This window comes from Nocardia sp. NPDC088792, assembly GCF_044750615.1.
Lineage (GTDB): Bacteria > Actinomycetota > Actinomycetes > Mycobacteriales > Mycobacteriaceae > Nocardia.
In genome coordinates this window covers 1,233,647-1,253,706 of the sequence record NZ_JBIVKC010000002.1, presented here as the reverse complement: position 1 = coordinate 1,253,706, position 20,060 = coordinate 1,233,647, and the positions used below count along the sequence as shown (strand labels likewise).

Here is a 20,060-nt window from a genome sequence, read left to right as displayed (position 1 = left end):
CAAGGGGGATTCGTCATGGTGACAGCGTCGATCGCGCCCGACCGGACGCTCTACCCGCCGCGTTGGCAGCCCGCGCCGATGCGCTGGCATCGCACTCGTGTGTCGTGGTGGCAGTCGTGGCGGCTCGCCGCCCAGGTGGTGCCGCGCTGGCGCGACCGCACCCTGGCGGACTTCTACGGCACCGGCCTCCCCGGCGAGGACGACATCATGGTGGCCCGCATGCCGTTCCAGCGCTACGTGGTGATCCGCAGTCCCGAGCTGGCCCGGTATGTCCTGGTCACCAACCAGGACAACTACACCAAGAGCGCCGAATACGACATGCTCGCCGTGGCATTCGGCCGCGGCCTGGTCACCGAGCCGAACGAGCAACGCTGGCAACGAAATCGCCGCCTGGTCCAACCCGTGTTCGGCAAACGCAATATCGCCACCCTCGCCGGCCCGATCACCGACGCGGCCCGCGACTGCGCCGACCGCATCCTCCGCATGGGCGCCGACGGAGACCCGGTCGACGTGAACGCCGAAATGAACAGGCTCACACTGGATATCGTCGCCCGCACCATGTTCGGCGTCGAGTTGACGGGGCCCATGTCGGAGATCCGCTTCTCCCGGATGCTGGGCCTCTTCGGCTTCGGGTTCATCGCAGGCACCTCTCGTCCCCTGCACGCCCTCGCGGAACTCACCGATCGCTACGACCTCCCCATGCGCGTCATGCGCGCCGTCAGCCGAATCATCGCCCCCGGCATGATCGCCGACCTCCGCCACGTGGAGCAGGTCATCGACCAACTCATCGCCGACCACCGCAGCGGCGCGATCACCCACCGCGACAACCTCCTGGCCCTCCTCATGGCGGCCCACGACCCCGAAACCGGCCACCGCTACACGGACGCCGAAATCCACGACGAGCTGATGACTTTCATCGGCGCCGGCATGGAAACCACGGCCACCGCCCTCACCTGGACCTGGAAACTCCTGTCCGAACACCCCGAAGCCCGCACCCGACTCCACACCGAACTGGCCACCGTCCTCGCCGGTCGCACCCCCACTGCCGCCGACCTGGATTCCCTCCCCTGGACGAAAGCCGTAATAGCCGAAACCATGCGCCTCTACCCACCCGTAGTCGGCCTGGGCCGTGTAGCGAAATCCGATGACCTCCTGGGCGATTTCCCCATAAAAGCGGGCACCACCCTCACCATCTCCCTGCACGCCCTCCACCACGGCCCATCCTGGCCCAACCCCGAAATCTACAACCCCGCCCGCTACCTCCCCGAAAACCTGACCCCCACCCAACGCCAATCCACCCTCCCCTTCGGCGCCGGCAAACGCACCTGCGTAGCCCAGGCCTTCGCCAACACCGAAGCCGCCCTATCCCTGGCCACCCTCGCCCAACACCTAGACCTGACCCACGCCACCACCACCCCGATCCACCCCCAATTCTCTTTCACCGGCGGCCCCGACGCCCCGATCCCCATGCACCCGACTCCGCGCACAATCCTCCGTCACAACTGATAGTCGCGTACGTAGGCCGTATCCACGCCCACAGCCCCGAGCCTTGTTCCGCTACCGGGATGTCCGAGCGGAGTGGTGTGTCCCGGCAGAGGTTCGGCAAAGAAGCGGGCGTTTTCAATGAGGAATTGTTCTTGGTCCGAGGGGAGGTCGTCCTCGTAGTGGATTGCGTCGACTGGGCAGACTGGTTCGCAGGCGCCGCAGTCGATGCATTCGTCGGGTTGGATATAGGCCATGCGGTTGCCGATGAAGATGCAGTCGATGGGGCATTCTTCGATGCAGGCTTTGTCCAGGACATCTACGCAGGCGGCGCCTATCACGAACGTCACGGTGTACTCCTCTGCTGTTTTCCGTCCGCTACGGGCGGATATTGATGATCCTGGTGGCGGCTCGGGTAGGCGGGTAGTGATCTTGTGGCGACCACGTCATAAGCTGGGCTTATGCTCTTGCCGCCGGGAACGCCGGATTTGGAGGTGCTCGCTCTGCTCGTTTCCGTGGCGGAGCTGGGCAGCCTCGGGGCGGCAGCGAGACGGCACGGCATCAGTCAGCCGGCTGCGAGCATGCGGATCAGTGCGCTGGAGCGGCGGTTGAGTCTGCGGCTGCTGGATCGTGGGCGCAGTGGGTCGGTGCTGACCGATTCGGGGCATGTCGTGGTCGAGCTCGCGCGGCCGGTGCTGGGGGCGGCGGTGGCATTGAATGACGGTATCGAGAAGTTGCACCGCGCCGAGCGGCCGGGGCTGCGGATCCTGGCGTCGACGACCATTGCCGACCATCGCATTCCGCATTGGCTCACCGCATTGCGGAAGCTCCATCCGGAACTGGCGGTGACGCTCGACGTTGCCAACTCCCAGCAGGTGACCGTCGCGGTGCGCAACCGGGAGGCCGGTCTCGGCTTCGTCGAATTGCCCCACCCGCCACAAGGATTGGGCAGCCGCGTGCTGGCCGCCGACGAACTCGTCGTAGTCGTCGCACCGACCCACCCCTGGGCCACCCGTCGCCGTGCCCTGACCGCGCGTGAACTCGCCGACACACCGCTACTGTGGCGGGAAAAGGGGTCCGGAACCCGTGACACCATCTGGGAAACCCTCGAGATGCACGGCACCCCCGCCCGCCCCGCGGCCGAACTCGGCTCGGCCGCGGCGATTCTCACCACCGCCCGCAGCGGCGCCGCGCCCGCCGTGGTCAGCCGCCTGATCGTGGCTCACGAACTACGCGCGGGGACCCTCCGTGAAGTACCCCTGGCTGAATCCCTCATCCTGACAAGGAAATTCCGCGCTATCTGGCATCGCCGCACACCTCCCAACGGCCCCGCCGCCGACCTGGTGGAACTCGCCGCCCGCATCGAGGCGGCGCGCATGCGCCGGCATTAGGCGCTCTTACAGGTCGAGGCTGTGGGACAGGGTTGGCCAGGAGTCGTAGAAGGCGTCTTGCCAGTAGCCCCAGGAGTGGGTGCCGGTGGGGGCGAAGTTGAAGGTTGCTGGGATGCCCAGGTTGTTCAGGCGGGATTGGAGGTTGTGGGTGCAGGTGTTGGCTACTGCTTCTATGGCTCCGCCGACTATGTCTTCGTTGGCTACGCCTGCGGGGCCGGGTTTTTGGAGGAAGGGGCTGTCTACTGTGTCCCAGCGGCCGGGGAGGCCGCTGCCGGAGTAGATGTAGAGGTCCTTGCCGCGCAGGCGGTCCGCGTGCAGGACGGCGTCGTTGTCGGTCCAGGCGGGGTTGTCGTCGGGGCCCCACATGTTGCGGGGGTCGCCGCCGTCGCCGTAGTGCAGGACGGATTTGATGGCTTCGCGGCCGAGGGGGTCGCTGGTTTGGTTGCAGCCGCTGTAGGAGGCGACGCCGCGGTAGAGGTCGGGGTGGGCGATGGCCAGTGCGAGGACCGAGGTGGCGCTCATCGACATGCCCACGATGGAGTGAATTCCATTGGTGCCCAGGCCCGCGTCGATCAGTGGCGGCAATTCCTCGCCCAGGAAGGTTTTCCATTTCGGGGCGCGGCCCTGCACCGGGTCGTCGGCGATCCAGTCGGTGTAGTAGCTCCACGCCCCGCCGACCGGCTGGACCACATTGACGTTCTTGCCGGCCAGGAACGGCAGCACATTGCTGGCCGCATCCCAATTCGCCGAGCCCTCATTGCCATCCGCTCCACTGAGCAGATACAGCACCGGGCGCGGCGCCGACGTATCGGCGGGACGTTGCACTTCGACCGCGATGTCGCGGCCCATCGCCGCCGAATACACCCGCAGCGTGAGGTGCTGGTCGTCGTGCACCAGGACCCTGTCGATCTTCGAGCCGTCGGCGGAGACGGGATCCGCGAGCGCTTTCCTGGCGGCGATGATCGGATCAGCGGTATCGGCGGCGCTGTTTCCCGCTCCGGCGGCCGCGACGGATGCGGCGAATATCGTGCCGGTCACCACGAATGACAGTGCACGCCTGATCGATTGGCGTCTCAAGGCGAATCCGAGTCCTAGCGGGAGTGGGTTATTCGGGGAGGCCGAGGCCCTGGGCGAGGACGGGCCAGGAGTGGTAGAAGGCGTCGCGCCAGTAGCCCCAGGAGTGGGTACCGGTGGGTTCGAGGTCGTAGGTGGCGGGGATCTGCAGGTCGTCGAGGCGGTTCTGGAGGTTGTGGGTGCAGTAGTTGACCGCCGCTTCGATCACACCGCCGACGATGAGCTGGTTGGCCAGTCCGGATTGGGTGGGAACCATCATGTAGGCGTCGTCGGTGCGGTCGTGGGGGCCGGGCAGGCCGCTGCTGTCGGAGATGAAAAGCCGGGTGCCGCGCAGCTTTTCGGCATTGATGACGGGGTCGTTGGCGGCCCAGGCGGGATCGTTGTCATCGCCGTACATATTGCGGACGTCGCCGCCGCCGTAGGTTTCGACCACCAGTTTGGTGAACTGCTGCCCGATGGGATCGGCGATCTGCGCGCAGCCGCTGTAACCGGCGACCGTCTGATAGAAGCCGGGTTTGGTTTCCGCGAGTTGCAGTACCGCGGTGGCGGTCATCGAGTTCGCGGCAATGGCATTGACGCCATTGGTGCCCAGCGACGCATCGACCAGCGGCGGCAGTTCGTCGAGGAGGAAGGTGCGCCATTTGTTGCGGCCGAGCGTCGGATCGTCCTGCCGCCAATCGGTGTAATAGGCGAACGCGCCACCGATCGGCATCACGACATTGACGTCCTTGGTGGCGAGGAAGTCACCGACATCGGTGTTGTGCCACCAGGTGGCCTTGTCCTCGCCGCCGCCGGCGCCATTGAGCAGATAAAGCACCGGCCGCGGCTGGGAGGCGTCATTGGGCCGCGTCACCCGGACGGTGATGTTCTTGTCCATGGCGGCCGAATGCACCTGCAACACCAGATTGCGGCCGTCGATGGTCCCGGAGACGAGTTTCGACCCGTCCGGGGCCACGGGATCGCCGAGCAGTTTCTTCGAGTCGATGATCGGATCACCGGTGTCGGCGAGACCGTTCCCCGCCCCGAAGGCCGCCATACAGGTGGCCAAAACTGTCCCGGCAACCACGAAAGATGCTGCACGCCTGAATAGATGGCGTCCCAAAGCCGACCCCTAAGATCCGGTGCTGCCAGATAGGCCGCGCTCGGCCACGACATTAACGCAGTCCGGTCGAGTCATCGACCCCCGTTTTCGGCGGGCGCTACCGATGCCCCAGCACATTGACGACCTTGCCGTTCGGATCGCGGACGAAGAATCGCCGCACGCCCCACTCCTCATCCTGCAACGGGTGCACGATCTCTGCTCCGCTCTCGCACATCACCCGATAGGCCGCGTCCACGTCATCCACTTCGATACTCATATCGGGGATGACGGGCGCGGTCTCGTCGCGCGCCATGAAACTGATCTGCGCCTGCCCGCTGTTCCGGTCGGCGAGGGTCATGATCCAGCCATGATTCATGACCTCCTCGAAACCCAGGAGCCCATAGAACTCCCGGCTCTCGCCGACGGCGTGTGACCGCACATTCGGTACGACGCGACGTACTTCCATTGGCTCGACGCACCTTTCGATCGGTTTCCGGGGATTGCCGGAACGATATCGCGTGCGGTGGCGGGACGACGTCACTTGATTTCGATACCGGCTTCGGCGGCCGCCTTGGCGCTGGTCCTCCGATTGCGGACCACCCAGGTGCTGCTGACCTGCAGGACCACGAACATCACGATGTACTGCAGGCCGCTGATCAGCGGGACGTCGTCGACGGGGAGGGTATAGGCGAGCACCACTCGAATGATCGCGTCGGCGATGAGGCCGACGCCCCAGATCGCCGAGGCGATGGCGATGGCGCGGCGGAAGGTGGCCGAACGCTGCCACAGGATTTCGACCCGCTCGTGGATCGCGCCGGTGGTCATGGCCTGCGCCATCTTGTAATAGAACGGTGTGCGCAGCAGGGTCCCGCACATCCACAGTCCGACGATCCCGGTGATCCAGCCGTCCTTGGCGAGCACGAATCTCGGACTGCCGGTAATGAAGGACGCGGCCACGCTCAAGGCCAGGATGCTGGCGGTGAATATGGCCAGCATGTCGATGCGCCGCTGGGTGGTGATCGTCCAGACCATGCGGACCGCGGGCGGGACCACGCCCAATGTGACGGCCAGCCATTGGTCGATGCCCGCCGCGCGGAGGATGTAGTACAGCGCGATCGGAGCGACCATATTGATCCCGAGATCGGCGATCTGCGCGCGCCGTGGATCCGGTGCCGCGGTCTCGGTCTGCGGTGTGGTGGCGGGTGTGGACACGTTCATCGGTTTCCCCTCGGAGATCGGCGGATATCGCTTGCACCACTGAAGTTACGAACCGCGGTCGCCCGCCGGTATGCGCTTGGCTCTCCACTCGGGTGGGGTTGGCCCCACCCCTGCCCGGGGCCCAGAGGCACTGCGGGTGTGGGTCCGGGTGCGCCAGACTGGAGCCGGATGAGGAGGTAGGAGTGGGCTGGCTGCGTACGGGAGTGCGGGCGGCCGGGCGCGGACTGGCCCGGTTCGCGCTGGGCCCGGTCGAATTGCTGGCCTGCGCCGCCCAATTGCTGGGTATCGGCGTGACATGTATCGGGCTGATCTTCCTGTTCCCGCTGGTCGTCGAGCGCGGTCGCGTGGTGGCCGGGCTGGCGCGGCGGTTGGCGCTGTCCTGGTCGGGGGTGCCGGTCGCCGCACCGTATCGCCTGCGGCCGCAGGCGGTCCGGGGCCCGGACGAGCGGTTTCACGCGCCCGACGGTTCCACGTATCCGACCGCGCGGACCGCCTCGCTGGGTATGCATTCACGCTGGATCTGGACGGATCCGGCCACCTGGCGTGACTTGCTGTGGTCGGCGATCGACCCGTTCGCGGGCGGCGCGCTCGCGGTCGCGCCGGCCGCGCTGATGGCTTCCGGAGCCGTGACGATCGTCCTGCGGCCGTGGTCATGGCTCATGCCGCTGGGTGTGCTGGGCGTGCTGGCGGGTATCGCGATCGCACCGAAAATGCTGCTGTGGCACGGCCGTTGGACGCGTCTGCTGCTGGCTCCGGCCTCGCCGGCCGCGGCCGAACGCGGTGCGGATCGGCGGCGCTGGTTCGGGGCGGGACTGCTGGCGGCGTTCCGCTGTATGACCCTGGGCGTGCTCTCGGCGCTCGCGGTGCCGCAGTTCCTGACCTGTTTCGTGGCGGTGGTGGCGGCCGGTCCGGTGGTCGCCATGTGGGTGCTGGCGTGGGCGCGCTGGCTGCCGAATCTGTTCCGGCAGTTGGCTACCATCTGGTCCGGCATCGAGCTGCCGGAACCGTATCTGTCCACGCCGCGCATGTCCGATATCAGCGGGGATCAGCGGGCGGTGTCCTCGACGACCTGGTGGGCCGGGTTCGCGGCCCGCGCACGCACCATGTGGTTCGATCCGTCGACGTGGCGGGATCTGCTGTGGCTGGCCTGTCAGCCGTTCGCCGGGGCGCCGTTGTTCCTGCCCGTGGTGATGATCGGCTACGGCATCTGGGGACTCACCCTGCCGGCTCTCGAAGTGCCGCTGGGGAGTTCGAGCTCGCCGTGGTACGGGGAGGCGTTCGGATCCGGGTGGGCGGCCCTGCTGGTCGGCCCGGCCCTGACGGCGGCGGGTCTGGCCCTGGCGCCGCCCTTGCTGCGGTTGCACGGCCGCTGGCTGACCCTGCTGTTGCGCCCGACCGCGCGCGCGAGCCTGCTGGCCGAGCGGGAACAGCTGACGGCCCGGGTCGAGCAGCTCACCGAAACCCGCACGGCCGCAACCGATACACTCACCGCCGAACTGCGCCGCATCGAACGCGATCTGCACGACGGCGCGCAGGCCCGCATGGTCGCGGTCGGCATGACGCTGGGCGCGGCCGAGGCCCTGATCGACAGTGATCCGGCGGCGGCGAAAACACTGGTGGCGCAGGCCAAGAACGCGTCGGAGGCGGCGCTGTCCGAGCTCCGCGGATTGGTGCGCGGCATTCACCCGCCGGTGCTGGCCGAGCGTGGACTGGTCGACGCGGTACGCGCCCTGGCATTGGACAGCCCGATACCCGTGCAGGTAGACGCCGATGTGGGCGGGCCGGTGGCGGCGCCGGTGGAATCGGCCCTGTATTTCGCGGTCGCGGAGGCGCTCACCAATGCGGTGCGGCATTCCGGCGCCGACCGGATCCGGATCGAGCTGCGCCGCACCGACGCCCTGCTCCGGATCACCGTTCAGGACAATGGCGCCGGTGGCGCCGACGCCACCCGCGGCAGCGGCCTGTACGGCATCGAACGCCGGCTCGGCAGTTTCGACGGCCGGGTCGGCGTCGACAGCCCGCCCGGCGGCCCCACCTTGGTGACCATGGAATTGCCGACCGTGCAGGCCCGGTAACCTGAGGTGCGACAGGTCCGATCGGTGATGCGTACAGGGGAGCGGCCGTGCGAATCGTCCTCGCGGAGGACCTCTTCCTGCTGCGAGACGGCATGACGCACCTATTGACGGCGCACGGTTTCGAGGTGGTCGCCGCCGTGGCCACCGGCCCGGAACTGCAGCGCGCCCTCCGCGATACGGACCTCGAGGTGGCCATCGTGGATGTCCGCCTGCCCCCGACCTTCACCGATGAGGGTTTGCAGGCCGCCTTGCAGGCGCGCCGTGATCGTCCGGGCCTGCCCGTGCTGGTGTTGTCCCAGCATGTCGAACAGCTGTATGCCCGTGAGCTGCTGGCCGACGGTCTGGGCGGGGTCGGCTACCTGCTCAAGGATCGGGTGTTCAATGCCGAGCAGTTCGTCGACGCCATCCGCCGGGTGGCCACCGGCGGCACCGCCATGGATCCCGAGGTGATCGCCAAACTGCTGGCTACCACCACCCGCAACGAACCCCTCGCCGCCCTGTCGCCGCGCGAGCGGGAAGTGCTGGCCCTCATGGCCGAAGGCTGTTCCAATACCGCCATCGGCGCCCGCCTGTTCATCAGCGAAGGCGCCATCGGCAAGCACACCGCCAATATCTTCACCAAACTCGGCCTCACCCAATCCGACGACACCAACCGCCGGGTACTGGCCGTGCTCGCCTACCTGCACGACCGCGGACCCGATGAATCGCCCGCCCCCAGACCGTCGTAAGTGGTACATCCTCCAACACCCGTCAAGGAGCCGACGATGACCACCAACCCCGCCCTGGCCGATCTGCAAATCCTGATCGGCGACTGGGATATGGAACTGTCCCGCACCTCGTTCCTGCCCACCCCCGACGCGGTCGCGCACGGGAAGCTCGCCGTCGAGTGGGTGGATCCCGGTGCGGCGGTGGTCATGCGCATGGGTGATGCATCGACCCCGACCGCTACGTGGATCATCGGCCGCGACGAAGCGCACCCGGAGTACACCGTCCTGTACACCGACGACCGCGGTTTCTCCCGCGTCTACGACATGACCTTCGCCGAGCGCCACTGGCAGATCTCGCGCACCACACCGGAATTCACCCAGCGGTTCCGCGCCGAGGTCGCCGCCGACGGCACGACCGTCGACGGCGAATGGCAGAAGTCCTACGACAGCGGCGTCACCTGGGAGCACGACTTCGACGTCCGCTACACCCGCACCGATTCCTGAACCCGCCCGGCCACTCCCGTGCCGGCCAGCGCGAGAGCTATTGCGCACAAAGCGATCACCGCCGTCGCGGACCAGCCGAACCATCCGACGGCGGCCGCACCGAACGCGGTACCGAGACTGCCGCCCGCGAAGTAGACGAGCATGTAAGCGCTGTTGAAGCGCGCGGGCGAGCCCGGGTCCAGCGCGAGCACCGTGCTCTGATTCGCCACCTGGGCCGTGAACAGGCCCGCATCGAACAGTCCGAGGCATACGAAGGTGACCGGAGCGCTGGACAAACAGCTGGTCAGTACCGCGGTCGACACCGTCGCGAGCGTGAGTCCCGCCAGAATGACCCGCCGCGCACCGACCCGATCGGTCCATATTCCTGCGATCCGGGTGGCGATGATGCCGAGCAGTCCGGCGAAGGCGTACATGCCGATTCGCTCCGAGGAGTACGAGAACGGCGGTTGTGACAAGGCCACCGCCAAACCGGCCCACACCGTGCAGAAGGCGAAGAACCACAGCGCCCCCCGGCTCGCCGCCACTCGCAGTGCAGGATGCCGGGCATACAAACCGGGCAGACCGCGCAGTGTCGCAAGGTAACTCGTCCCGGCCGTCCCCGGCGCGGCGGGCAGCACGAATCGAGCCGCGACGGCAATGGCGAGACATCCGGCGGCGAAGGTGAGCAGCATCGGCCGCCAGCCGATCACCTCGGCCAGCCAGCCACCCACAATGCGTCCGGCCAGAATTCCCGCCGAGATCCCCGCCGTCACGATCCCCAGTGTGGTCGCCCGCCGCTTCGGCGCGGCGAATCGCCCTGCGACCGAACTCAATTGCGCGCCCACCGAGGATGCCGCCCCGATCATCCCGACACCCAGCCCCAGCGCCCACGGCGCCCCGACCGCGGCGCAGCAGGCCAAAGCCACTGCCAGCGCGGCGAACTGCGCCGCGAGCACATCCCGCGGCGCGGCCCGATCCACCAATGGCACCAGCAGTGCGAGCCCCACCATGTACCCGATCGGCCCGCAGGCCAGTGCGGCACCCACCGCCGCGGTGGAGACCCCGAACGAGTGCGCCACTCCCGCGATGGCCGGTTGCAACGGATAGATGCTGGCGGTCCCCAATGCGGCCGCGACCGCCATGAACCACACCACGGATGTCCGCAGTCCCGTCGTCCGGGTCTCTTCGGCCAGTTCGGTTTCCATACCTACGACGCTAGGAACCACCCCACCCCACCGGCTGGCGGCAAACAGACATCACCGTCACGCCCGGCCGGGCGCGCGGATGCACCTCTCATGCGCGCGGATGCACGTCCCAGGCGCGTTGCTCCACCTCGATGTGGCCGGAGTCGCGCAGCCGGTCGAGTAGTCGCCGCCACGGCGGTGCCCAGTCGGTCGTCGGGCCACATGTCTCGATCAGGTATATCGCCATCAGTTGCGCGGAGAGCAGTCGGTCGTCGGTGAGGGCCGTAGCGGACGGGAGTATCAGGTCGGCGTCGCTCAGGCTCCGGCCCCAGGTGAAATGCCTGTGCAGGCCGTTCCGCACCAGATCCCCGACGTGGACCGGCCGGTCGGCGAGAACACCGGCCAGCGCGATCAGCCCGGCCGCCAGCTCCCGTGCCGAGGCCGCGTCGGTGGGCGTCGGCAGCAGTGCCAGGGCGATGGCCGCCGAATCCTCGAGGTAGAGCGGATGCGCGGCGAGCCGCCGCCGCACCGCCTCGGCCAGGCGCCGGCGCGCCGAGTCCGCCGGCTGCTGACGGGGGCTGAACTGCCGTTGCCGATCTGCGATGGGCCGGGTGACGCGAGTGACGATGGCCCGCACCCGATATCGCGCCGTATCGTCGCGCGGCGCGGTCAGCAGCCGATCGAGCACCGGCAGGATCTCTTCGCCGATGACGCCGGAATCCAGCAGTGCCAGCAGTACCGTCAGGTTGTCCTCGCCTCGTGGGTCGGCCGGATCACCCACGGCGGCAATGAGATCGGCGAATCCGCCGTCGTACCAGTGCGCCCAGACCGCGAAGGAACAGGTGGTGCGGAAGCGGACGCCCGGATCGGTGGAGGCGGTGAGCAGCCGGCGCGCTAGCACCGCATAGCGGGGCCGATCGGCTGGAGCGTAGTTCGACGGCCCCGTCTGGCACAGGGTGCGGATGAGCAGCTCGGGAGCGCCGGGAACGGCGGCCTCCAGGAGGGCGTCGAGGGTGCGCGGATCCTCCGGCCGGCGTTGCAGCGCGGCGGCGATCGCGACCCGCACATCGCGGTGCAGATCCGGCTGATCCCATTGGCGCAGCAGGACATCCACGGGCGCCGCGCGATGCCGTTCGAGCAGCCGCACCGACTGCTTGCGCACCGTGATCTTGTGCCCGGGCTCGGCCGCCGCCACCAGCAGTGGCCCGAGCCGCGACGGCGGCACGGAGCCGGCGCAGCGGGCCATGGCGGCGACGGCCGCCGCCGACATCGATCCGCCGGCATGATCGAGCAGTGCCGCCATGACCTCCGCGCCGCCGATGCGCGCCATGGCGTCCAGCGCCGCTTCGGCGATCACGATGTCCTCGTGCTCCGCCAATTCGTGCAGCGATGGCAGACTGCCCGGAATCCGGCCAAGCGCCCGCACCGCGTGCAGTCGCGTATTCACCGGTCGCGCAGTATCATTCGCCGTATCGGTCACGGCGCTGCGCACCGCGTCACGTTGCGACACGGTCCAGCGGGCGGCTTGCGTCCCGGTAACCGTGGGCGTCCATCCCGGCTCGGTTCGGCGCAAGGCCGCGAGTGTCACGAGGAGCAGATCGCTGCGTTCCCGGGTGACCGATCGCCACAGGCTGCCCGGCGAGGACGCGGCCTGTGGGTCCTCGATGAGCAGCCGTGACAGGCGCTCGTCGCACCGGGCCGTTTCCGCGAACCAGGCTCGTTCCCAATGACTTCGGCGTAGTTCGAGCGTGCGTTCCTCCTCCGCACGGAGATCCGCCTGCAGCTCGGTCAGCCGTGCGGCCCGTGGCCCCAGTGAATGGATCAACGCCGAGGCGAGTGCGGTGTCCTGTCGTTCCCGCTGTGCCCGCAACTGCGGTTCCAGCGCGGCCAGCAGCCGAGTTTCGGCCCCACGTGGCAGTACACGATCGAGTCGGAACCGGAACCACGGAATGGGCCGGGCCTGTGCCCGGCGCCGGCGTCGCCGCGCACTGCGACCCGGTTCATCCGGATTGCGCTCCAGGGCGGCGGTCTCGAATCGGGCGATCAACTTCGCAAAGCAATCGAAGGCCCAATCCATCAGTAGCGGAACGGTATTCGTATCCGCGTGCTGCACGACCCGCGAGGCGAGCCGCCGCAGCGCGAACATGCCGCGGTCCGACGTGTCGTGCGCCTGTACCACGGCCTCGGTCAGTACGGTGAACGCCGGAACGAGACCGTCCTCCAGCAGCCGGATGCGCAGCGAGCAGAGCGCTTCCAGCACTTCCGCCCGGAGCGGATCCTGATCCTGGCGCGTGCGCCCGGCGATCTCGGTGAGAACATCGCGCAGTATCGCGGGATCGCCGGTGCGAGAAGCGCATTCGATGAGCAGCACCCGCGCCCGCCCGCGATACCGGGCGTCGCCCCCATAGGCCGCCTCACGCAGCGGCCCCACCGCCTCGGCGAACGGCAGATACGAGGTCAGCGTCAGCGGAATTGTCGGATCATCGAGCCGTCTGCGCGAGGAATGCCATACGGACCCATACCATTCCAGCGCTCGCCCGGCCTCCGTAGCCGCTCGCCGCGGCGGCAGCCAGCCCAGTGCGGGCATGGTCGTGAGATCGCCGGCGCGGCGGGAATCCCGGGCCGCTACCGCGTCGAATACCTGCTCCCGCAGGCTCGGCGGCACTTTCGGCAGGGCCTGCGGCAAATGCCACAGGGTAATGAATTCCGCGATGGTTGCCACAGGTAGCGCGGGTCGATGGGTCAGTAGCAGGGTGGGACCGTCGTCGGAGTGATAGCGGGGATTGACCGCGGCCAGGCGCGCGGTGCGGACCGCATCGCAGCGGAGCAGTGCCCGGAGGGCTACGGCGGGCAGCTCGCCGCACCACTGTGAGTTCCGGTGCCGGTCCAGCACATTCAGCGCATGTTCCGGCTCGAGTGGCGCGGCCTCCGCGAGACCGCCCCGATAGTGCCGCCACCAGCGATAGTCGTTCGCGGCCTGCGGCGCCTGGTCGATCGCGGTCAGCAGTGCGCGCGGGTGCCTGCGCCCGATCGCGCGCCAGGCCGCGACGCAGTGCAGCAGCTCCGGCAGCAGTCGCGCCACGACCGCCGCCGAACAGGCCGGCAAGAGTGCCGTCGCCTCCCGATCGCCCCAATGTTCGCGCACTTCAGGGAGTATTTCGTCGGCTGCCGCGGTGCGTCCGGTGTGCCGCAGTGTCCGGTAGACCGCGCGCCGCAGTTCGGTCGGCGCGTCCGCCAGCGCGGCCACGATGGCCGCATCGGAGATCGGCAGCGTTCGCGCCGCTCGCAGGGCGGCCCGCCGTAAGGTCATGTCCGGACCGGCGAGCGCCCGTTCGACGTACGCGACGTCATGCGCCGCCATTGCCATGTGTAGTGCGATGCGCGGGCCGTCCCCGCCGCCGGCCTCGAATTGCGACAGCACCGCTGCCAATTCGGATTCCCCGGCCGCCCGCCGGGCAGCGAGAGCCAATTCCCGCATGCGCTGGGAGTAGGTGAGAGTTTCATCGAAGGCCAGTGCCTGCACCGGCGCGAAGGGGCTCAACAGCCCGGGCGGAAACCGCCCTTCCATGAGATGAACATGGAATCCAGGCTAGCCGACCGTGTCAAGTCCGGTGTCAGCCGACTCGGCCGATGCGCCAATCATCGTACAGTTCAACGATATTCGATTCGTGTTCCGGCGTTGACAGTCGCTCGGCAGCGTTCCGCAGTACCGGGGACGGGGCGATGCCGAGTTCGTCGTGCAGCATGGCCTCGGCGCGGCGGTACGCCTGGAGTGCTTCGGGTTTTCTGCCGGCGACGGCCAGCGCGGTGATCAGGTGGGCGTGCAGGATCTCGCGGAAGGGGTGGGCGGACGCCTCCACGGTGAGTTCGCGGAGCACTTCGGCGCCGCGACCGAGGGCCAGATAGGCCTGGGCCCGAAGTTCGATGGCGTCCAGGCGCTGGTCGGCGGCCGCGTCGGAGATGACGCGGAGGTGCGCGGTGTCGTTCACGTCGCAGAGGGCGGGGCCGCGCCAGAGTCGCAGGGCCTCGTCGGCGTGCGCGGCGGCGGCGCGGGTGCGGCCGGCACCGAGGTGGCGGCGGCCGTCGTCGAGCAGGCGGCCGAAGCGGTGCAGGTCGACGGCGTCCGGATCGATTGCCAGACGGTAACCGCCGGGTGTGTATTCGACCAGGTCGCCGGGCACGATCGCGCGCAGCCGCCGGACCAGGGTGTGCAGGGCATTGTCCGCGGCGCGGGGCGGGCACTCGTCCCAGATGCGGTCGATCAGACGCGATATCGATACCGCGCGACCGGCGTCCAAGGCCAGCAGGACGAACAATGCCCGCACCTTCGGGCCCCTGACCAATACCGCCGAGGTCGTGCCGGGCATCGCCACGGTCGTCGGCCCTAATAGTCCTACCTGCATGAACTACTCATTCCGGTCATCGATCCTGCATATCAGCACGGCGAGAAGCCCTGCCATATATCAGCCTCCGGCCTCGCGGGCGCGCGATCAAGGACCGGTTCGTGCCGGATCCTGCAGTCTCATCGAACGATTCCCGCGAAATCGACCCTTGTTCCGGATGGCGCGGCACACGACGATTTCAATCATGCATTCGCGACGGACCTTCCTGCTGGGGCTGGCCGGAAGCGCGCTGGTAGCCGGTTGCGGCACCGGCGACCGGCGAACCGCCTCGGCCGCACCGGAATCCGGGGATATCGGCTACTACGCCTCGCCGGGCTCGGGTTCGGTCAACACCTTCTGGTTGCCTTCCGCTACCGGGTTGATCCTGGTGGATGCGCAGCGGACGCTGTCGGATGCACGGCAGGTGCTCGCTCGGCTCGAGGGCGCCGGTCGCCCGGTCGTCGCGATCCTGCTCACCCATTCGCATCCGGACCACGTCGGCGGCATCGGCACACTGCGCCAGGCCTTTCCGGCCGCCGCGGTGTATGCCTCCGCACCGACCGCCACACTGATGCGCACCGACCCGCTCGGCTTCTACGCATTGACGAAAAGCCAGCTCGGCGCCGACTATCCGGACACCATCACCCAGCCCGACCAGGTTTTCGCGCCGGGCGACGCGCTGACCGTCGACGGCGTCGCCATCCGCACCGCACACTTCGGCCCCGGCGAATCCGAGGCCGCCGACGCCTTCTACGTGCCCGCGCGCGGCGCGTTGTTCTGCGGTGATCTGGTGAGCAATCACGCCACCGTGGCGCTGCTGGAGGGCCACTGCTGCGGCATGCTCGGCAACCTCGATCAGCTGCCCGGACTGTTCCCCGAGGCGAGCACGCTCTATCCGGGGCACGGTGCGCCCGGGAACCCGAAGACCCTGATCGACCAGCAGCGAACGTATTTGAACGATGTCCGCGGCCTCGTCGGCGCCGCCACCGCGCCGGACGGCACTCTGTCACCCGATGCCGAGCAGGCGGTGGTGACCGAGATCGGCCAACGGTATCCGGGCTATCCTTCGGTCGCCTCGCTGCCCGACCTGCCGCAGCGGAATGTCGCCGCGGTGGCGGCCGAACTGCACGCCTGCACCGCGGGCGGGACGGCGGTCAGCGCATGCTGCCGATGAGATCCGGCTCGCCGATCCCGATCACGCGTGCGAATTCCGCTGCGGCCCGCGCGGATTCGTTGTCGGGCCAGAAGGCGCGCAAGGTGAAGGGCGGCAGCCCGGTCAGCGGCACCAGGGTGACGCGGTCGCGGATCGGTTCCCAGGCCGGGCTGGCCGAGAGCCAGCGCGCGGTCAGATGGGCGGCGGACCGGCTGATCACGGTTTCGAACAGGCAGTCCAGGTGACGTGTCGCGATGACGGTGCTGGTGATCGGCCGGCCCTGCGGGGTGCGTTCGGGCACCCAGTCGGTGTAAAGGGAGGCTGCCACATCGGGATTCGCCATGTCGTGGTCGGCCAGTTCTTCGACGTCGACGCTGGGCCGGCCGCTGAGCGGATGCCCGTTCGGCACCAGCACCGCGGCCTCGCAGTACCGGATGACCGGGCCGGTGATCAGGTAGGGATTGTCGACCGAGGTGTGGCCGGGCGGCAGCAACAGCAGTGCGAGGTCGAGGTCGTGCCCGGAATCCTCGTTCCACATGTACATGTCGTAGACCCGGTCGCGCACCCAGACCACGGGGCGGCCCGGCTTGATCATTCGATACTGCTCCGACAGTGCACTGCGCACGTCCTCGGGCATGCTGACCGAACAGCCGATCCGTAGCGGCCGGGCGACCGGATCGATCGCGCGGCGCGCCTCCAGCAAACCCATCGAGAGACTTCGCATCGCGGGCCGCCACTCGGCCAGCAACTGCTCGCCGATCGGGCTGAGGCGCACGGATCGGCTGGTGCGCTGGAACAATTCGGCGCCCACTCGCCGTTCCAGGGCGCGCACCGCCTGACTGACATTCGACGGCGATCGGTGCAGCCGATCCGCCGCCCGTCCGAAATGCAGTTCCTCCGCGACCGCGATGAACGCCTCGATCTCACGCATCTCGAGCACGGTTCTCTCCTACTGTCGAGCTTCTGGATTGAATGATTCGCCGTTCCGCGGATCGCCGTGCGGGAGCATCGAGCGGCCGAAGAGTTCGACGAGTCGGTTGGTGTACGCGGCCGGATCGGGTTCCAGCCCTTTGGCATAGCGGATTCCCGCGGTGTCTATGGCGGCCCGCATGGTCACCGCCATGACGTGTGGATCGAATTCGGCGAATTCACCGGCCGCCTGACCCGCGCGCAGCACATCCTCCAGCACCTCCACCGCCGGGTCGGCGTATGCCATGGCCAGCAGGGGTTCCCCGTCCGGTGTCTGGGCGTTGTTGTTGATTTCGAGCAGTGCCCGCAGTTGTACGGTGTGCTCGACGAGGTACTCCATATTGGATCGGATATAGACGGAAATCCGGGCCCAGTAATCGGATTCGGCCATGATCCGCGGATTCATGTATTCCTCGGCCGCGGCGATGATGTGGTCGATGACCGCCAGCATCAGATCGTTCTTGTTGTCGAAATGGTAGGAGATCAGCCGGGTACTGCTGATTCCCGCCGTCTTCGCGATCTTCGCGAACGAGGACCCCATATAGCCGTATTCGGCGATCGTGTCGATCGCCGCGGAGACGATCTGTGCTCGCCGGGCTGCGGCGGCCGGGCTGGGCCCGTCGCTCGTTACTCGCATGAGTAAAAAATTACCTACCTGAGTAACGCTTGGCAAGTGTCAGCGCCCGCACACCATCACCCCGCCCGGACGGCCGTGTCAGCGGCGTGCAAGAGCGCAGCAAGTGGAGGTCGCCAGGATCGGTTGTCATGAGTGGGAATTCAGACATTCGAGTGGGCGTCGTCCGGGGCATCCAGTACGGGCTCGTCGAGGAAGCCGACAACTTCACGCCGCTGGTGCGCAAGCTCGGGGCCGGCGGGGTCCGGGTGTTCTTCTACTGGTCACAGCTCGAACCCGAACCGGGGCGATACGACTGGTCGGTGGTGGACGCGGTACTCGAGCAGAGCGATGCGGACACCGAACTGTGGTTCACCATCACGGCGGCCTCGCCGTGGGGCTCCACACGCTCCACCGACTTCCTCCCCGCCTCGACACCGCACGACCCCGCCGGGTACGCCGCGCTGGTGCGTGCGCTCGTCGAGCACTGCGGCGGCCGGGTCCGGTACTGGCAATGCGAGAACGAGCCCTCCAACAGGCTGTTCTGGGCGGACTCGGCCGCGGACTACGTCCGGCATCTCATCCGCTTCCACGCGGCGGTCAAGGCCGCCGACCCGTTGGCGGAGGTCGTCCTGGGTGGCTGCGCGCCGGGCGTTTTCGCGGATCTCGACGAGCCGGATCCCGAGCGCGACTTCTTCCGGCACGTGATCAGCACCTGCGGCGAGCACTACGACCTGTTCGACCTCCACCTCTACGGCGACCCCTACCTGGTGCCCGTCATGATCGGGAACGCCCGCGCCGCCCTGCGCGCCGCCGGCTACGAAAAGCCCGTCGTGGTAGGCGAATACAACGGCCCGCTGCTCATCGAGTTTCCGGAACTGTTCGGGCAGCTGACCGATGTGCTCGCCACCGACCCCATGCGGCCCTGGCACGCCATGACCGTCGCGGACTTCCGCGCGCAGCGGACCACCACCCCCGAGGCCCGTGCGGCCATGGAGCGGCTGTACGAGCGCATGCCCGAATTGCCTTCCGCGCTGCAGATGTTCATGCACGGCTGCCCGCCCGAGGCGGAAGCCGAACGCCACCGGCTCAATGCCGACGACATCGTGATCCGCAATATCCTCGCCCTGTCGTGCGGCATCGATCGCACCTTCTGCTGGCAGCTCGGACCCGATACTCCGGAACCCAGCGAGTGGTACTCGTTCCTGGGCCTGCTGTTCCTGAAGTTCGCGCTCTTCGGCTATGACGAGGACCGGCGTCCCGTGCGCTACCCCTGCGCGAGCGCGTTCACCGAGCTGGCCTTCCGCCTCGACGGGGCCAAGGCGGTCGAGCGAATCACGGTGCCGGAGCGGCCCGATGCCTACATCTACGACATTGCCGGCACCGAATGGCAGGTCGGCTGGCTGCGACGGGACCACCCCGCGGTAGAGCCGGAACCGCTGGTGTGGAACAACACCAAGCTGGGACCCCGGCCGATCTACCTGCGCGCGAACCACTGACCGGATCAGGCGTCGCGGCGGCGCAGGCCCTCCCATCCGGCCCAGACCGCGGCGCCGGCCCAGAGGGCGGTGACGGCCAGGCCGCTCCATGGTCCGAGCGTGCCGGTAGGCGCGTGGACCAGGGCCTGCCGTCCCGCTCGGTCGGGCAGGAATTCGGTGAAACCACCGTGGTGGGACACATCCCCGAGCGTGAACGACAGCAGCAGCACGATCGGCACCAGAATGCCCATGGCAGCGGTCGCGTTGCGTGCGAGGGTCGCGAGCCCGGCGGCGAACAATGCCATGAGCGCGAGGTAGACGGCGCAACCCGCCATCGCACGCCAGGCCGTCGAATCGTCCAGTGGCACACGATGTTCGCCCAGCAATGGTTGCCCGCCGAGGAAGCACGCGACCGCGGCCACGAGACCGGCGAGCAGGGTGACGCCGCCGATCACCACCAGCGTGGCGGCGTACACCAGGCCGCGGCGCGGCACCGCCGCGAACCAGATGCGAGTTCCATTGTGGCGGAACTGTGCCGCGGCACAGACGGCGCCGAAACAGATGGCGGCGAGTTGCCCGAAGTTGATGCCGTAGAACGAGATCAGCAGCGGATCGAAATCGGGTTTCCCCGCGTTCTGCTTGCCGAGGGTGGCCGCCCCGATCAGTGAGAACCCGATCGTGGCCGCGAGCATCAGCAGGAGCAGGCCCGCCGGTACCGGCAGCGAACGCGCCTTGATCCATTCGGATCGGAGTACCGCTGTGAAAGACAT

Annotated in this window: 18 protein-coding genes; 7 read left to right on the top strand and 11 right to left on the bottom strand. The window is 68.1% G+C overall.

Annotated features, from left to right (window positions below; genetic code table 11):
- The first annotated feature begins 15 nt into the window (after positions 1–15).
- Positions 16–1,506, top strand: a complete 1,491-nt coding sequence (locus ACIP5Y_RS15010) for a cytochrome P450 (protein ID WP_400350499.1) — start codon at positions 16–18, stop codon at positions 1,504–1,506.
- Here ACIP5Y_RS15010 and fdxA read toward each other — a convergent pair.
- Complete coding sequence (gene fdxA / locus ACIP5Y_RS15005) at positions 1,497–1,832, bottom strand: ferredoxin (protein ID WP_400350498.1); 336 nt, start codon at positions 1,830–1,832, stop codon at positions 1,497–1,499. The genes ACIP5Y_RS15010 and fdxA overlap by 10 nt on opposite strands.
- Positions 1,833–1,943: 111 nt before the next feature.
- Here fdxA and ACIP5Y_RS15000 point away from each other — a divergent pair, with 111 nt between their 5' ends.
- Complete coding sequence (locus ACIP5Y_RS15000; RefSeq protein ID WP_400350496.1) at positions 1,944–2,873, top strand: LysR family transcriptional regulator; 930 nt, start codon at positions 1,944–1,946, stop codon at positions 2,871–2,873.
- Between the two features lie 6 nt (positions 2,874–2,879).
- On the opposite strand, the gene ACIP5Y_RS14995 is transcribed toward ACIP5Y_RS15000, so the two are convergent.
- The 4 genes from ACIP5Y_RS14995 to ACIP5Y_RS14980 form a co-directional block, all read right to left on the bottom strand.
- Positions 2,880–3,911, bottom strand: a complete 1,032-nt coding sequence (locus ACIP5Y_RS14995; RefSeq protein WP_400350494.1) for an alpha/beta hydrolase — start codon at positions 3,909–3,911, stop codon at positions 2,880–2,882.
- A 67-nt stretch (positions 3,912–3,978) separates the two neighbouring features.
- Complete coding sequence (locus ACIP5Y_RS14990) at positions 3,979–4,983, bottom strand: alpha/beta hydrolase (RefSeq protein WP_400351285.1); 1,005 nt, start codon at positions 4,981–4,983, stop codon at positions 3,979–3,981.
- A gap of 163 nt (positions 4,984–5,146) precedes the next feature.
- Positions 5,147–5,494 (bottom strand): VOC family protein, encoded by a 348-nt coding sequence (locus tag ACIP5Y_RS14985; RefSeq protein WP_400350492.1) that lies wholly within the window; start codon positions 5,492–5,494, stop codon positions 5,147–5,149.
- 71 nt (positions 5,495–5,565) lie between these two features.
- Positions 5,566–6,246: a VC0807 family protein gene (locus ACIP5Y_RS14980; RefSeq protein WP_400350490.1), complete on the bottom strand. Its 681-nt coding sequence runs from the start codon at positions 6,244–6,246 to the stop codon at positions 5,566–5,568.
- A gap of 182 nt (positions 6,247–6,428) precedes the next feature.
- On the opposite strand from ACIP5Y_RS14980, the gene ACIP5Y_RS14975 reads away from it, so the two are divergent.
- The 3 genes from ACIP5Y_RS14975 to ACIP5Y_RS14965 are packed head-to-tail and all read left to right on the top strand — an operon-like array spanning position 6,429 to position 9,532.
- Positions 6,429–8,321, top strand: a complete 1,893-nt coding sequence (locus tag ACIP5Y_RS14975; protein WP_400350489.1) for a sensor domain-containing protein — start codon at positions 6,429–6,431, stop codon at positions 8,319–8,321.
- A gap of 47 nt (positions 8,322–8,368) precedes the next feature.
- Positions 8,369–9,049 (top strand): LuxR C-terminal-related transcriptional regulator, encoded by a 681-nt coding sequence (locus tag ACIP5Y_RS14970; RefSeq protein WP_400350488.1) that lies wholly within the window; start codon positions 8,369–8,371, stop codon positions 9,047–9,049.
- Positions 9,050–9,085: 36 nt separating this feature from the next.
- The gene (locus ACIP5Y_RS14965) at positions 9,086–9,532 is read left to right on the top strand and encodes a hypothetical protein (RefSeq protein WP_400350486.1); all 447 of its coding nucleotides are present in this window, start codon (positions 9,086–9,088) and stop codon (positions 9,530–9,532) included.
- Here ACIP5Y_RS14965 and ACIP5Y_RS14960 read toward each other — a convergent pair.
- From ACIP5Y_RS14960 to ACIP5Y_RS14950, 3 genes are all read right to left on the bottom strand, one after another.
- The gene (locus tag ACIP5Y_RS14960) at positions 9,511–10,716 is read right to left on the bottom strand and encodes an MFS transporter (RefSeq protein WP_400350485.1); all 1,206 of its coding nucleotides are present in this window, start codon (positions 10,714–10,716) and stop codon (positions 9,511–9,513) included. The genes ACIP5Y_RS14965 and ACIP5Y_RS14960 overlap by 22 nt on opposite strands.
- A gap of 88 nt (positions 10,717–10,804) precedes the next feature.
- Complete coding sequence (locus ACIP5Y_RS14955) at positions 10,805–14,263, bottom strand: hypothetical protein (RefSeq protein WP_400350483.1); 3,459 nt, start codon at positions 14,261–14,263, stop codon at positions 10,805–10,807.
- Positions 14,264–14,309: 46 nt separating this feature from the next.
- Positions 14,310–15,098 carry a BTAD domain-containing putative transcriptional regulator gene (locus ACIP5Y_RS14950; RefSeq protein ID WP_400350481.1) on the bottom strand — a complete coding sequence of 263 codons (789 nt, stop codon included), beginning with the start codon at positions 15,096–15,098 and terminating at the stop codon, positions 14,310–14,312.
- Positions 15,099–15,282: 184 nt separating this feature from the next.
- Here ACIP5Y_RS14950 and ACIP5Y_RS14945 point away from each other — a divergent pair, with 184 nt between their 5' ends.
- On the top strand, positions 15,283–16,251 hold the full coding sequence (locus ACIP5Y_RS14945) for an MBL fold metallo-hydrolase (protein ID WP_400350479.1): 969 nt from the start codon (positions 15,283–15,285) through the stop codon (positions 16,249–16,251).
- Here ACIP5Y_RS14945 and ACIP5Y_RS14940 read toward each other — a convergent pair.
- Together ACIP5Y_RS14940 and ACIP5Y_RS14935 are read right to left on the bottom strand one after the other, a co-directional pair.
- Positions 16,232–17,161, bottom strand: coding sequence for a LysR family transcriptional regulator (locus ACIP5Y_RS14940; protein ID WP_400351284.1), 930 nt, complete (start codon positions 17,159–17,161; stop codon positions 16,232–16,234). The two genes, ACIP5Y_RS14945 and ACIP5Y_RS14940, sit on opposite strands and share 20 nt — an antisense overlap.
- Before the next feature lie 18 nt (positions 17,162–17,179).
- Positions 17,180–17,836, bottom strand: a complete 657-nt coding sequence (locus ACIP5Y_RS14935) for a TetR/AcrR family transcriptional regulator (RefSeq protein ID WP_400350477.1) — start codon at positions 17,834–17,836, stop codon at positions 17,180–17,182.
- A gap of 128 nt (positions 17,837–17,964) precedes the next feature.
- On the opposite strand from ACIP5Y_RS14935, the gene ACIP5Y_RS14930 reads away from it, so the two are divergent.
- On the top strand, positions 17,965–19,311 hold the full coding sequence (locus ACIP5Y_RS14930; RefSeq protein WP_400350475.1) for a hypothetical protein: 1,347 nt from the start codon (positions 17,965–17,967) through the stop codon (positions 19,309–19,311).
- Positions 19,312–19,316: 5 nt separating this feature from the next.
- On the opposite strand, the gene ACIP5Y_RS14925 is transcribed toward ACIP5Y_RS14930, so the two are convergent.
- Entirely contained in the window at positions 19,317–20,060 is a 744-nt protein-coding gene (locus tag ACIP5Y_RS14925; protein ID WP_400350474.1) for a hypothetical protein, read from the bottom strand.